The organism is Bacteroides sp. OM05-10AA (assembly GCF_003439055.1).
Classification (GTDB): Bacteria; Bacteroidota; Bacteroidia; order Bacteroidales; family Bacteroidaceae; genus Bacteroides; species Bacteroides intestinigallinarum.
The window spans coordinates 120,126-135,756 of record NZ_QSUR01000005.1 but is presented as its reverse complement, the minus strand read 5'-3'; the positions used below and the strand labels follow the sequence as shown (position 1 = coordinate 135,756).

Here is a 15,631-nt window from a genome sequence, read left to right as displayed (position 1 = left end):
AAATATGAAAATGATAAGTAAAGTATTCAGTTGTATGTTGGCTTTTTCTTCTCTGTTGGGGAATGTGGAAGGACAAAACATCTATAGAATATGGTATGACAAACCCGCTTCTTATTGGGAAGAGGCACTCCCGGTTGGTAATGGACGGATTGCGGCAATGGTGTTCGGTGATCCTCAACTGGAACAAATACAGTTGAACGAAGAAACAGTGTCGGCAGGCTCTCCTTACCAGAACTATAATGAAGAAGCAAAAGCGGCTTTGCCGGAAATGCGCCGGTTGATTTTTGAAGGAAAGTACGAAGAAGCGCAGAACATGGCGGCAACGAAGATTCTTTCACAAGTGGGGAATGAAATGCCTTACCAGACGGTGGGGCGTCTGAATATCCGTTATCAAGATCACAAAAAGGTGAGCAATTACTATCGTGATCTGGATATAAGCAATGCAGTAGCTGTGACCCGCTACAAAGTAGACGGAGTGGAATTTACCGAAGAAACATTTGCATCATTTACCGATCAACTGGTTATCAGGCATATCAAAGCGTCCAAACCGGGAGCAATCAATTGTGAACTGTTTTTTAATACCCCGATGAGAGAACCAAAACGTAGTATTTATGGAAAGAAAGGTTTGCGTTTGGAAGGTATTACACATGGCAGTCGTTATTTTCCGGGTAAAGTGCATTATTGTGCCGATTTGGATGTGAAACATAAAGGTGGGAAAGTGATAACAGCCAATGACACGTTGCTTAGCGTTCAAGGAGCCAGTGAACTTACATTGTATATCTCGATGGCGACTAACTTTGTCAACTATAAGGATATATCGGGCGATCCGTATCAACGAAATAAAGCTTATTTGAAAAATGCAGCGATAGATTATAGTAAAGCGAAAGCCGCTCATATTGCTGCTTATCAGAAACAATTCAATCGTGTAACTTTGGATTTGGGTGAAACTTCCCAAACCAATAAGCCGATGGATGTACGTATCAAGGAATTTTCTTCATCCTATGATCCGGCATTGATAGCATTGTATTTCCAGTATGGACGTTACTTATTGATTTCATCTTCACAGCCCGGATGCCAGCCCGCCAACTTGCAGGGCAAATGGAATCATAACCCGGGACCTCCCTGGAGCTGTAATTATACAACGAATATTAATGCTGAAATGAATTACTGGCCGGCGGAAATCACCAACTTGGCCGAACTTCATAAACCATTTATCCAGATGGTACGTGAATTGAGCGAGAACGGGCGTGAAGCTGCCAGCCGAATGTATGGTTGTCGTGGCTGGGTGTTGCATCATAATACGGATTTGTGGCGTATGACGGGTGCAGTGGACCGTCCTTATTGTGGGACATGGCCTGTGGCCAATGCATGGCTTTGCCAGCATTTATGGGACCGTTATTTGTTTTCCGGTGATAAGAAGTATTTGGAGGAAGTATACCCGATGATGAAAAGTGCTTCGGAATTCTTTGTTGACTTTCTGGTACGCGACCCGAACACAGGTTATCTGGTTGTTACTCCTTCCAACTCACCCGAGAATTCTCCGCGCTGGATAAAGAAGAAAAGTAACCTTTTTGCAGGAATCACGATGGATAATCAGTTAGTTTTTGATTTATTTTCAAATACATGCGAAGCTGCCAAAGTGCTGAACGCAGATACCGATTTTTGTGATACATTGAAGAATATGCGCCGGCAGTTGCCCCCGATGCAGGTAGGGCAGTACGGACAATTGCAGGAATGGTTTGAAGACTGGGATCATCCTAATGATCGTCACCGGCACATCTCTCATCTTTGGGGACTATATCCCGGTTATCAGATTTCTCCTTATCGTTCTCCGGTACTCTTTGAAGCGGCAAAAAACACATTGATACAACGAGGAGATCCTTCTACCGGTTGGTCAATGGGATGGAAAGTTTGTTTCTGGGCCCGTATGCTTGACGGGGATCATGCTTATCAGTTGATAAAGAATCAGCTGACTTATGTCAGCCCTGAAATACAAAAAGGACAGGGAGGTGGAACGTATCCTAATTTATTCGACGCGCATCCACCTTTCCAGATAGATGGTAACTTCGGTTGCACGGCTGGTATTGCCGAAATGTTGGTGCAAAGTCATGACGGCGCGATTCAGCTGTTGCCTTCGTTGCCTTCGGAATGGAAGAACGGGACAGTGAAAGGATTGCGTGCCCGGGGCGGTTTTTTGATTGATGAATTGACCTGGAAGGACGGTAAGCTGGTAAAAGCTGTGTTACGTTCGGAAATCGGAGGCAATCTGCGCCTGCGCTCTTACTGGAAATTGGCTGCTGAAGGAGCATCGTTGAAACAGAAGAAGGAAGAGGAAATGAATCCGAACGCATTATTTAAAGTACAGCAAATCTCACGCCCGATGATTAGTGAGAAAGCGCCTTTAAAAGGAGTAGCATTACGTGATACTTATTTGTATGATGTGGATACACGCGAAGGAGAAGTGATTATTGTTACAGTAAAATAAAACATTCTATATAAAAAGTCCACGCTTTTGCATAAATAATGAGTGGAAAACAGATGTAAAAGTGTGACTTTTGTAACATCAAAAATGAAACAAATTAATCAAGATAATACTATGGATGTACAAAGACATTTATTTTTGCGAAGATGCTTCGCGTATATATGTTGCTTGCTCTTGTGCTTTATAACGGCGACAACAGTATATGCACAGAAGGTATCTGTGAAAGGAACAGTGGTGGATACTAACGGCGATGCTATTATTGGTGCTAGTGTGAAGGTGTTGAAAAAGTCCTCCGTCGGTACAATTACCGACTTGGATGGAAACTTCACTTTGTCTGTTCCCGAAGATGCAACAAAGTTGGAAATTAGTTTTGTAGGAATGAAATCAGTTGTTGCGACTGTGAAACCGGGCAAACATCTGAAAGTTGTGTTGGAAGAAGACAATCAGACCTTGGATGAAGTGGTAGTGGTAGGATACGGAACCTCACGTCGCGGAGATTTGACCGGTGCGATTTCTTCAGTGAGTGAGAAGGTTTTGAAGGATATTCCGATAACTTCTGCGGCTGCGGCTATTACAGGAAAACTGGCAGGTGTGAATGTAGTGGCTACCGATGGATCGCCCGATGCAACAATTCAGATTACAGTGCGTGGCGGTGGTTCTATTACCCAGGATAATTCACCGTTATATATTGTTGACGGTTTTCAGGTGAGTAATATCAATGATATTCCTCCCGGTGATATTCAGAGTATTGATGTTTTGAAAGATGCTTCTTCTACCGCCATCTATGGAGCTAAAGGTGCGAACGGCGTTATTCTTGTTACTACAAAAAGCGGTAAGGCGGGAAAAACAGAAGTCTCATTCAATGCTCACTGGGGTATCAGTAATGTGTATAATCTGACGGGGGTACTTTCACCTTACGAATACTACTGTTATCAGAAAGAACTTGATCCGGGCACCTCTCTGACCAGTAGCATTAATTCGATGTACGGACGTTGGGACGACCGCAATATTTATCGTTCGGTAGAAGGCACGAATTGGCAGGATAAAGTATATGGAAACACCGGCTTCAAACAAAGCTATAACGTTGGTATAACAGGAGGAACGGATGCTACATTGCGCTATAATTTGAGTTATACGCGGGATGATGAGAAGTACATTATGCTCAACTCCAATTATGTGAGGGATAACTTGAGTGTGAAGATGGATAAAAAGTTGAGTAACAAATTGAAGTTTGAGTTGTCCAGTCGTCTGACTAGAATGGTGATTGACGGTGCGGGTACCAATGGAGGCAAATTGAGAGATGCCGTTCTTTTCTCGCCAATCAACAGCCTTGCAAGTATAGATGCGGGAGATGCTTTGGGGGGGGAAATTGATTACTCGGATGATGCATTGTTATCATCATTGAATGATCCTGTATATAATACGGTGAATGAGTATAAGAAACAAAACCAGTTTTCTATGACTTATAATGCTGGATTTAACTGGGAAATTGTTAAAGGATTGACTTATCAACTGAAAGGTAGTTACGCATACACTTATAATTATACCGATAATGTCTGGCTAAAGAAAACCGGAGAGTCGAGTTCCAACGCCGGTCAGCCCGTAGCCAAACGTACGGATGAGAAAGGTGCGCGATGGAACTTGCAGAACATATTGAGTTACCGGTTCTCTCTGAAAAAGAATCACCGCCTTGATTTGATGGCCGGACATGAAATGGTGAGTAGTTACAGAAATCAGATGATTGCCTCATCTAAATATTATCCTATGGATTTTACAGCGAGCGAAGTGTTGGCTATGTGGAACTATGGAGAATCCCAACCGACGTATACCACTATTGGTGAACCTTCCCGTACGGCATCTTATTTCGGTCGTTTAAACTATGCTTTCAAAGACCGGTACATGTTCACTTTTACAGCCCGTGCTGACGGAACGAATGTGTTTGCTCCTGAAAACCGTTGGGGCTTTTTCCCGGGTATGGCATTGGCATGGCGCGTTTCCCAGGAAAAATTTATGAAGCAGACGGAAGACTGGCTGGATAATTTGAAACTTCGTGTGAGTTACGGAGCGGTTGGTAATGCGCGTGTCAATTCATACTGGAGACAGGATTATAAGATGGAATCTTCTGCCAATAGGCAATATTATCTGAATGAAACAGTACAGAGTGCCCTGAAGTTACAGAACACCTTGCGGAACGAGAATCTGACTTGGGAAACGAAGTTATCCTCTAATGTGGGAATAGATGCCAGCCTCTTTAATAGCCGTTTGAATGTGACGGTTGACTTCTATAATGATATAACGAAAGATTTAATCTTACGCATGGATCTTCCTGCAAACTCAGGATATGAATATCAGTATCAGAATGTAGGTCGCAGCACGAACAGGGGAGTTGAACTTACGCTTAGCGGAACGATTATCAATAGTAAAGATTTCTATCTAGGCGCTAACTTCAATATATCATTCAATAAAAATATAGTGAATAAGCTGGATGGAACGGCAACCGTATTGAGTGCGCAATCCAACTGGCGACCGGATATCGGCTCTGATGATTTTCGTGCTATTGTAGGCCAGGCGGTAGGACAGATTTATGGATTCGAAGTAGAGGGCTTTTATTCTGTAGACGACTTTACGTTTGATGAGAATACGAAAAAATGGATACTGAATGAAGGGGTAGTAGACGACAGGGCTTTGTTCTCTAACGACTTGCCTAATTTTGGTCCGGGCTTTATCAAACTGAAGGATCAGAATAATGACGGTGTGATCGACGCGGATAATGACCGTAAAGTGATCGGTAGTGTACAGCCAAAGCATATTGGCGGATTCGGGCTGAATGCTGCATGGAGAGGGTTTGACTTGGCGGCAATGTTCAACTGGTCATATGGCAATAAAGTATATAATGCCAATAAGATTATGGCATCCACTCATACGAATCGTAAATATAATAATATCAGAGATTTTATGAGTCTGGCAAACCGTTGGTCGATTATTGATCCGGAAACGGGTACCAATGTAATGTATGGTAATGATGCCAATCCGGAGCGCTTTGTTGAAATCAATTCCAAAGCCTCTATCTGGATGCCTATGATGGGACGTACGCTTGTGACGGACTGGGCGATTGAAGATGGTTCTTTTTTGCGTTGTAGTAACCTGACGTTAGGGTATACGCTTCCGGTTACTGTGACTCGTAAGCTAGGAGTCAAGAATCTACGCGTGTATGCTACGGCCAATAACCTGTTTTGCTGGACAGCTTATTCCGGACAGGATCCTGAAGTGAGCACACAACGTTCTACCCCTTTGACTCCGGGTGTGGATTATTCTGCATATCCGAAAGCACATTCTTATGTATTCGGTCTTAATGTTACTTTTTAATACTTGAAAAATGAAAATACAGAAACTATTTTTAGCGGTTTTATCCTCCTCTGTGTTATGCACTTCGTGTATGGATAATTTTTTGGATACCGAAAGTCCTTCTATTCCAAGTGATGAGAATCTGTTTAAATCGACAGCTCTGACGGAAGCGGCCCTGATGGGGGTGTATGCGACGATGACGGACACCTATATATATGGTCAGAAACTGTGCGTCAACTGGCAGGGAGCTTCTGACGTGGAGGTTGGCTCGGGTGCGTTTTCTACGGAAAACTATAATTCTACGCTTCGTGATGAAGGTGCGGGCAATTTTTATGACGATAATTATAACCGGAATACCAGATGGGACAAACTTTATTATCTGGCAGAATCCGCCACTACTATCGTAGATGGTATACGCCGGTCTCCGTTGATGCAATCTACTTCGGACAAGGCTGCCATGCGTAGATATTTAGGGGAGGCATTAGCACTGAAAGCGTTAGGCTATTTTGAATTGATCCGTTATTGGGGAGATGTGCCATATAAAGAGCATGCGTCTGAAAGCGGATTGGGAAATGTCTATATAGGAAAAGTGGATCGTGATATTGTTTATAATTATATCATAGAGGATTTGAAAGAGGCAATTGAATATCTGCCTTGGATGGGAGAAGAATCATATACGGTAGAACGCATGAATAAAGGTTTTGCCAAAGGTCTGTTGGCAAAGGTAGCGCTATTTGCCGGAGGATGGTCTGTACGGGATGGAAATCTGTTTCCGGACTTGAATGTGGAACATCATCCGACCATTCTGGAAATGAACGGATATTTCGTCGGTCGCCCTAAGAATTGGAAAGATTATTATGAGCTGGCTGCCAAACAGTGTGCGGAGATTTTGGGAGCGACTGATAATCCTCATGAGCTTGATCCCAGTTATGAGAATATTTGGTCTACTGTCAATCATCTGGAATACAACAAGTATAATGAAAACCTGTTTGAAGTTGCTTTTGGTGAAGGACAGAATGGAGATGTGGGTGCCACGATGGGATACAACCTGAACAGAGGGGTTTTTAATACCACCCAAGGTATGGGAGGGGCAGGATATGCGGCTACTACTGCTTACTATTTTTATTCATTTGATCCGGCAGACACCCGTCGGGATGTTACTTGTGTTTTCCAGGAATATATCAATGAGAATGGAAAAAATAAGGAAGTTATTCGCTGTAACCCATTAGGAGTGGCTTGTGGTAAATGGCGTTGGTATTGGATGACTGATAATTATATGAAAGTTCGTTTCCCGAAAGCTAATTCACGTATTGCTACTGGTATCAACTGGATTTTGATGCGGTATTCAGATATTTACCTGATGTTTGCAGAGGCTCAAAATGTATTGACAGGACCGGATGCAGTTAGTCCGATTGCCGGTATGTCTCCCCGACAAGCTTTGGAAAAGGTCCGTGAAAGGGCATTTGGTACTGGTGCTCCCGAAATCACGCAATATGACGCGGATTTCTTCAGGGCTATTGTCAATGAACGGGCATGGGAGTTTGGATGTGAATCTATTCGTCGTCAGGATTTGACACGTTGGGGATTGTTGGCGGAGAAAATAGAAGAGATGAAAATAGGTCTTTGTATGTTGTATGACTACAAGCCGGTGACTATTTTCGGGAAGACTTATCAAGTGGATGAGATACCAAGAAAAATCTATTATAAATATGAAGACTCGGATAATCCGGAATACATTGACATGTCGTCCGTTAACTTCAATGAGGATATGGGAACCGGTACTGCTTCTGCATCAAAAGGACAGTATGAGTGCAACTGGATCAGTATGCAGGTGACATTGAATAAGGATGGTGATATAAATGCAACTCTGAATACTAATTATGTGAAAACAATGGCTAGAATATTGGTTTGCGGTACAGGTCTGAATGCGTCTTACGACTATTCGAATTTGTTTGGCAGGCTGAACTGGGGCGGTGAAGCCGAAGCGGAGTTCCGTAAATATTCTGTTGGTAATGGAGTGTGCAATTATCGCCATGTATTTGCTATTTATTATGAGGATGTCAATAAGACTCAAGGGTATGTTTCTAATTCGTATGGTTATAAATAATTAATGGTAGGAAAAGATGAAAAGACTAGTTAATAGATTATCCGGAGCATGCCTGTATTTGCTGTTAGCTTTGATAGCAGGTATGTCTTCCTGTGAAGATCCAGCCAATGACTGGGCAGTTGATAAGAACTTTGATGCCTTGTTTCGTCCATTGACTTTTGATAAATCCGCTACTGATGCAACTTCAGTTACATTGAGATATTCGCAGATTGTGAATGCGAAAGTGTATATTTTTGAGTTTTATGCGGATAGTCTGGAGTTCAGTGCGGAAAATTATGTAAGGACAGATACGATTCTGAAAGATACATTGACTGTATTTTCGGAGAATAACACGCCTATGAGGGTGGAATATCGTACCTTGTTTCAGGAGTTGAACGGTTCCACGCAGTATTCTGTCCGTATGAAAGGAGAAGATGCACAAGGGAAAGCAAGTGAATATGTAAGTGTGGCATTTAAAACTCCGGATGAGCAATTGTTTACCGGAGTGGAAGTTGCTGCGAATTCCGCAACTTTAACTTGGGAGGAAACGAACAGGGTAACTCATCTGACCTTGGCTCAAATGGTAGATACGAAGTATGGAGAGGAGCAACTGATTGAATTGACTTCAGAAGATATAGCCGCTTGTTCGAAGACGCTCTCTGAATTGGAGAATGGAACGACTTATCGCGTTCGGATTTACAATAATGATGCGTTACGCGGTTCGTATGTATTCAAAACTCTTGGATTGGGAGGCAGCGAAATTCTTTTTGTGGAGGCTACAGAAACCGGAGTTGTAGATTTGAGTACGTTATTAGCCAACTTTGTGAAAGAGAAAGAATGTAGTAATGTCACTGTCCAACTTACTCCCGGAGCAGTATATAATGTGGGTGAACTGAAAATTCCGGGATTGGATAATATATTGTTTACCAGTACGGAAGCGAATGAAAATAATCGTCCCCAGTTGATTGTACCTAAGAAAATATCATTGGCTTCTCCGATACAGTCTTTGTCATTCGAATTTGTTTGTCTGGATGGAAATGGGGAGGCTAGTTATATGACAGACTGGAAAAATAGTTCTTATGCCCAATCTATCTCATTTATAGGATGTGCTGTGCAGAATATAAAACGAACTTTGGTACGTATTGGTGACGGAAGTGGTGTATTTATGACGGATATAACGATTGATAATTGCATTATATCTGAAGTCGGTACGGATGGATATGGAATGATTAATTTTGGAAAGAATATTGATCAGTTGGAGAAGATATCCATCACAAATAGTACATTGATTAATATGGGCGATCAGTTGATGGATTTGAAAGGGGGTATTGGAGATGTGACATTGGAAAACTGTACTTTCTACAATTCTATGGATGCTAAGAAAGAACTGCCCAAAGTATTCCGTTTCGATAATGCAGCAAGTACGCCACCCTCTCCAAAATCTGCTACCATGCGGAATTTGATATTCTCCGGTCCGAACAAGGGAAAGAAAATGAATTGTGGTAATGCTGCCTATGACATTCTGGATTTCTCGGATAATTGTTACATCACTTCTGATTTGCAAGAGGGTAATAACAGATTTGAGGAGATTACCAGATTGAAACAGAGTTCTGATGATTTGTTCGTTGATCCTCTTCATGGAGATTTCCATATCAAACCGGGAGCCGGATTTGCCGGGGCAGGTAATGCGGGCGATCCTCGTTGGTATTAGTAGAATTTAGTTTTAGACTCTTATTATTGTAAGTATCAAGAATATCATGAAGAATTTAGTATTATCATTTTTATTAATGGGGATGTGTGCTATGGGGCATGCACAGGTGGCAGCATCCCCTTATCAGGCTGTTGTAGCTGCCGATGGCAGTGGTAATTATAAAACTATTCAGGAAGCAGTCAATGCTGCACCCGACGGGCAGACGGAACCTTGGCTGATTCTTGTAAAGAATGGTTCGTATGAAGAACAGGTTATCATTCCTAAGAATAAACCGTATATACATCTGATTGGTCAGGACAAAGATAAAACCGTCATTCATCTGAATCTGAATGTCGGCAGCAAACTGACAGGTAAGGAACCTGAAGGCAAAACGGCTTATTGGCAACGTTCGGTACACAATCCTTCATCTCCGGTTTATAAATATGAGGGTTCCGTCGTGGTAGTGAAAGGAGATCATTTTTATACGGAGAATATTTCATATGTGAATGATTGGGGAGTCATATCCGGGAATGGTCCGCAGGCGTTGGCGATGAATAGTCAGGCAGATTGTGCATCGTTTTATAACTGTAAATTCCGTTCATTTCAGGATACTTGGATGACTACTAACAATAGTACGAATCGTCATTATGTGAAAGATTGCTGGATAGAGGGTGCAGTTGATTACTTTTATGGAGGCGGGGATGTGTTGCTGGAAAACTGTACACTCTATAATGTGCGGAGTGGGGCGGTGATTGTGGCTCCTTCTCATAAAGACGCAAAGTATGGTTATGCGTTTCGTAATTGTACGATAGATGGAAATAACCTGGCTGCTGAAGGTCGCCTGAAATTGGGAAGACCTTGGCATAATAGCCCGAAAGCTGTGTATATTAATACGATTATGCTTATTCCGGTAGCCGAAGAGGGATGGACGAATATGGGAACGGCTCCGGGGCTTTTTGCAGAATACAACAGCCATGACTCGCAGGGGAAAGCGATTGACTTAAGCAAGCGGAAGACAGAATATACATATAAAGACCGGGAAACCGGAATCGAAAAATCGGGTACTTGCCGGGCAACTATAACAAAAGAAGAGGCGGACAAGTATACATATGAGAATATGATTCCGGGTAATGACGGCTGGAATCCGCGGGCAATAATGGAAGAATTGGGATATCCGCACAATCTGGTCTATCGACAGGGCACTTTCACTTGGCAGCCGGTGAAGAACGCCATTGGTTATATTGTATATGATGGTGAGCAAATTCTTGGAACGACTACCGATACCTCTTTCCCTGTGTCGGAAGTGAACTATGGTTTGAAAGTCTCTGCGGTGAATAAATATGGATCGCAGGGTAAAAAAGGTGTATTGTAATTGAATATAATATGATCACTCATGCTACAACAATGAAGTGCCGCAGGAAAAGTTAGACATTAAACTTTGGGTGCATTTCATTGTTGTAACAGAGGTGATTTTAATTTATAAGGCTTTTAATCCATCACCCTCTTTTTCCTTATATTCTGTAGGAGTGACTCCCATGATTTTTTTGAATCGTCTGCTAAAGTATTTGGGATCGCTGAACCCTGTCATATAAGCGATTTGGGAGAAACTGTATTCACTTCTTTCAATTAGTTGTGCGGCTCGCTTGATACGCATTTCACAAACGAAATCTACCGGAGTCAGCCCAACAATAGATTTTAATTTGCGATAGAACACAGTGCGGCTCAACATTAGTTTGTTAGCGAAATCATCAATGGTAATATCCGTGTTGTCCATTTGTTCTTCCATGAATGACATTACTTGCTGCATGAATTGTTCATCGTATGGAGTGACTTGGGGCTGCGAGGGTTCCCATTCGTTTATGTTATTATTCTCTTCTTGAGTATGTTCTGCCAATTTTGATAAATATAAATCTTGTAACTGTTTCCGTTGACGGAGTAGCGACAAAATTCTAGTCTTTAAATAAGTGGAACTGAATGGTTTGGTAATATAGTCATCGATACCTTGTTCCAGTCCTGCTATCCGGTCATCTAAAGAGGATTTTGCAGATAGTATTATAATGGGAATATGACAGGTGTCATGATCTGCTTTGATTGTTTTCACCATATCCAAACCGTCCATGACCGGCATCATGACATCGCTGATTATCAGATCCGGAATGTGTTGCTGTGCATATTTTAATCCCTCTTCGCCATTTGTTGCTTCGAAAACGGTGTAAGTCTCTGACAGAATATTCCATAAAAAATGACGTAATTCATTGTTGTCTTCGACAATGAGAATGGATGTTCTGTCGTCATTTTCATCGGTTTTATTTTCATTCTCCATATATGTTGTTTCAGAAGAGATAGTAGTACCCGGATCTTCTTCTTCTTCTTCTTTTGCTGCTGCTACTGCTGCAACCTGCATTGTCGATGAAATATGATCACTGTCGGATAAAATAAATTCAGCTTGTTCGTCGTCTTTAAATACTTTTTCTTCTTTAGGAAATGTGACAATGAATTCACTTCCACTTCCCGGTTCGCTTTTCACTTGAATATTTCCGTGATGTAATTCTATTAGTTCACGTACTAATGAAAGACCAATGCCGGATGAGGGCTGTAAGATATTGTATTGTGCCAGTGTTTCAAATCGATAAAATAAAGATTGTTGCTTTTCGGGAGCAATGCCGATGCCTTCATCAGATACGGAGATGGTAACTTGCGTTGAATCTGTAATGAGGTTTATTGTCACTTTCTTGCCGTTAGGCGTATATTTAAAGGCATTTGAAAGTAGATTGAAGAATATCTTCTCAAATTTGTCGCGATCCACCCATGCATATATTGGGTCAGTATCCGTATGAAGCTGGAAGTCTATTTTCTTTTCTTGTGCAATGAGGTGAAAATTTTCCATAATCTTCTGCAACAGGGAAACAAGTTCAGTTTTTTCTATCAGTACTTTCATTTTCTTATTTTGAATTTTTCGGAAATCCAGTAGCTGATTGACCAGGCGAAGCATTCGCTCTGTGTTTTTATGCACCAGATTTAGATGCTCACGCACTCTGGAAGAGATCACTTCGTGTTCCAGAATTTCTGATACGGGACTGGATATTAACGTTAGTGGTGTACGCAATTCATGTGATATATCAGTGAAGAAGCGCAATTTTATATTAGATAAATGTTGCTCCAGATCGACTTGGTGTCTTAACCGGTAGATATAGAACAGAATGTATACGATGATAGTGGTGAATAGAATAAACATGACGATATAGAATATCCAAGCCCAGTATGTTTCCCAGAAAGTGGGTAGAACATGGATGGGGAGAGTGCGTATGTTATCAGTCCATACTCCATCGCTGTTGCTGGAGCGGATTTGTAATTGATACTCTCCTGCGGGTAGATTGATGTATGTTGCAGATCGGTTTTTGCCGGCTTCATTCCATTCTTCTTCCAGTCCTTGCAAACGGTAAGCGTATTCAATGGCATCCGGATTTACGTAGTCGATGGCTGCAAATTGGAAAGTGACATTACGTTCCGATGGTTCTAATTCCAGTTCTTGGATGTCATCAAGTGCTACGTGGAGTTGACTTCCTTGTATTTTGAGTCCGGTAAATACGATAGGAGGTACATAGGAACTTTTTTTCATTTGTTCCGTATTGATCTCAAGTATTCCTTGATTTGTGCCGAGCACAATTCTATTCTGGCCGGTAAGCGCAGGTACAGCTTCGGTGAGATTCAGTTCTCTCTGAAAGTAATTATTTCCATAATTTTCAAATGTTCCTTGTTCCGGATTGAATTTGGAAATACTGTTTTCGGAGATTACCCATAGTTGCTTTTGTGTATCTTCAAGCATTGAAAGTACCAGATCGGAGGCTAAGCCGTCTTTGATGGTATAGCTTTTAAATTTAATATCTTCTGTGAGTAAGTTTTTAGAAATAACCTGACTGATTCCTCCGGTAAATGTGATCACATAAGTATTTTTCCGGCTATCGGTAAATATCTGCATGACATCATTGCTGCTTAGACTGGAATCTACATTAGGGATACGATTGCTATGATAAAACTTGATTTCTTCAGGCTGGTCGAATTTGTTGGAAAATGTAAGTAAGCCATTAGTGGTTCCGATTAGTAATACTCCGTCAGGTGCTTCTGCTATGTGTCTTATTTTGAGTGCAGTGGAAACCGGATAGTTTTTTAACCGATTGCCACTATGTATAAAATTGATAGAACCATTATGCGTTTTTGACAGCAGATTGAGGCCGCCTCCATAACATGCTATCCAAATATTGCCCCGGTTATCCTGAATAATGCTGTAAACGCTGTTATTGCTCAAACTGTATGTGTTTTCCGGTTGATGGATGAACTGTTGTAATTGGTAAGAATGATTATCTTTTTTCTTTAGAAGGATAAGACCGTCTTTTTTGGTTCCCATCCAGATGTTTTCTTCTTTATCTTCCATGAAACAGTATACACTTTTTCCGAAAGTAACCTCTTGGGAGGTAATTGTACCCTGTGGAGAGAGATATCCTTCTAATGTGCCGTCCGGACGGTAAATTCTTATGTTTCCTTTTTTAGAAGCAACCCAAAGCCTTTTCTGTTTATCGGAAAGAAAGGCGCGTATTTCCAGTCCATTATCTATAGGATGTAATTGATAATTGTTAGGGTAGAAAGATATTTTGTCTACCCCCCGGTCGTTGGTAATCCAGATATTCTGTTGCCGGTCTGCATAATAGTAGCGGATGGAGGGAGCAAATAAAGAAGCCGGATTGTTTTCATCTGCAAAGTATAATTTCAGTTGGTTGCTGCTACGGTCATAATAGCATAAATGTCCTTTTTGTGGACTCACCCATAGTGTGCCTTCATGGTCCTCAAAGATCATGTACCGGTTGTCTCGTTCATATTGGATAAGGTTTTGTATCGGGGCTGTGAAGTGTTGTTTGTCACCTGTTTTAAGATTTAGTTTTATAACACCGGATGTGTTGGCAAATATCCATATATCTCCCATCTTATCCTGATAGAAAAAGTGGGCTTCATTCGATGGCTGGGTGGCTGTCTGGATATTAAAATGCTGAAATTCTTTTTTTTCTGTGTCATATGTTATGAATCCGTTGTCGGTACCTAGACCGATTATGCTATTAGATGGGGAGATGGAGGATATGGAATAGATATCAGTGACAGGACAGGGTAGTTCCTGAAATTTTATATTTCCGTTTTTAGGATCATATAATGCGATCTTTCCGGAGGTTGAGATAAGATATATTTTCTTATTGTATTCTTTTACCACTTTAAACGGGTAATCGCTATTGATCTGTTTCGTTCCGATGATGGTTACTCCCTTATCTGTCATAATCCATTCGTCCCCATCGGAATCTTCGTAAATGTCTAGTATTTTGTTTCCTTTTAAATTTTGGTTGAAGCTACTGTATAATGTGATTCCTTTTCCATCTTTGCAGGATTGTTCATCGATTCTGAAAGCATAGCCTTGTTCGCAGGTAATCCATGTAATGCCTTTATTTAAGGTATATATGTTGCTGACTGTATTGGTTTGTTGCAAGGAAGATTCGATAGGAAGAAGTATGTCTATGAATTTTTCTGTTTTAATATCGAATAGATAGGCACGGTTATCATAAGATTTGCACCATATATCTCCGTCTTTGCTTTCTGTAATATAAGAGAAACGATTGGTGGTTAAGGTACATCCGTCTCCGGGAAATGCTTTGTAGTTTTTAAATGTGTATCCGTCAAATTTGTTTAGTCCATTCCAGGTGGCGAACCAAAGAAATCCTTTTTTATCTTGCATGATATTCACTACTACTCCTTGTGAAAGCCCACTGTTGACAGAAAAGTGCTTAATCTGACAAAGTGGTTGAGCAGCCACGGTCAGACTGGTATATAAACATAAAAGAAATGCATAGAGTGTTTTCATTATATTCTTTTTTATGTGTAGAGCAAAAATAAGTAAAACCGGATTAAAAAGGAAATATAAAACCGTGATTGAACATAAAATGCACGCTTTTGCATATTTAATCCACCCTCCTATCCTCTATCAAGCACA

Annotated in this window: 6 protein-coding genes; 5 read left to right on the top strand and 1 reads right to left on the bottom strand. The window is 41.2% G+C overall.

Features of this window, described 5'->3' with window-relative positions:
- The first annotated feature begins 4 nt into the window (after positions 1-4).
- The 5 genes from DXB58_RS05545 (at position 5) to DXB58_RS05525 (ending at position 10,975) form a co-directional block, all read left to right on the top strand.
- Entirely contained in the window at positions 5-2,485 is a 2,481-nt protein-coding gene (locus DXB58_RS05545; protein ID WP_122136169.1) for a glycoside hydrolase N-terminal domain-containing protein, read from the top strand.
- A gap of 111 nt (positions 2,486-2,596) precedes the next feature.
- Positions 2,597-5,848 carry a TonB-dependent receptor gene (locus DXB58_RS05540; protein ID WP_122136216.1) on the top strand — a complete coding sequence of 1,084 codons (3,252 nt, stop codon included), beginning with the start codon at positions 2,597-2,599 and terminating at the stop codon, positions 5,846-5,848.
- 10 nt (positions 5,849-5,858) lie between these two features.
- The gene (locus DXB58_RS05535) at positions 5,859-7,934 is read left to right on the top strand and encodes a RagB/SusD family nutrient uptake outer membrane protein (protein ID WP_122136168.1); all 2,076 of its coding nucleotides are present in this window, start codon (positions 5,859-5,861) and stop codon (positions 7,932-7,934) included.
- 16 nt (positions 7,935-7,950) lie between these two features.
- A complete protein-coding gene (locus tag DXB58_RS05530; protein ID WP_122136167.1) occupies positions 7,951-9,624 on the top strand; it encodes a DUF5123 domain-containing protein in 1,674 nt (557 codons plus the stop codon).
- A 46-nt stretch (positions 9,625-9,670) separates the two neighbouring features.
- Positions 9,671-10,975 carry a pectinesterase family protein gene (locus tag DXB58_RS05525; RefSeq protein WP_122136166.1) on the top strand — a complete coding sequence of 435 codons (1,305 nt, stop codon included), beginning with the start codon at positions 9,671-9,673 and terminating at the stop codon, positions 10,973-10,975.
- Between the two features lie 105 nt (positions 10,976-11,080).
- Here DXB58_RS05525 and DXB58_RS05520 read toward each other — a convergent pair whose 3' ends face one another.
- Positions 11,081-15,502 (bottom strand): two-component regulator propeller domain-containing protein, encoded by a 4,422-nt coding sequence (locus DXB58_RS05520; protein WP_122136165.1) that lies wholly within the window; start codon positions 15,500-15,502, stop codon positions 11,081-11,083.
- Between the last annotated feature and the right edge of the window lie 129 nt (positions 15,503-15,631).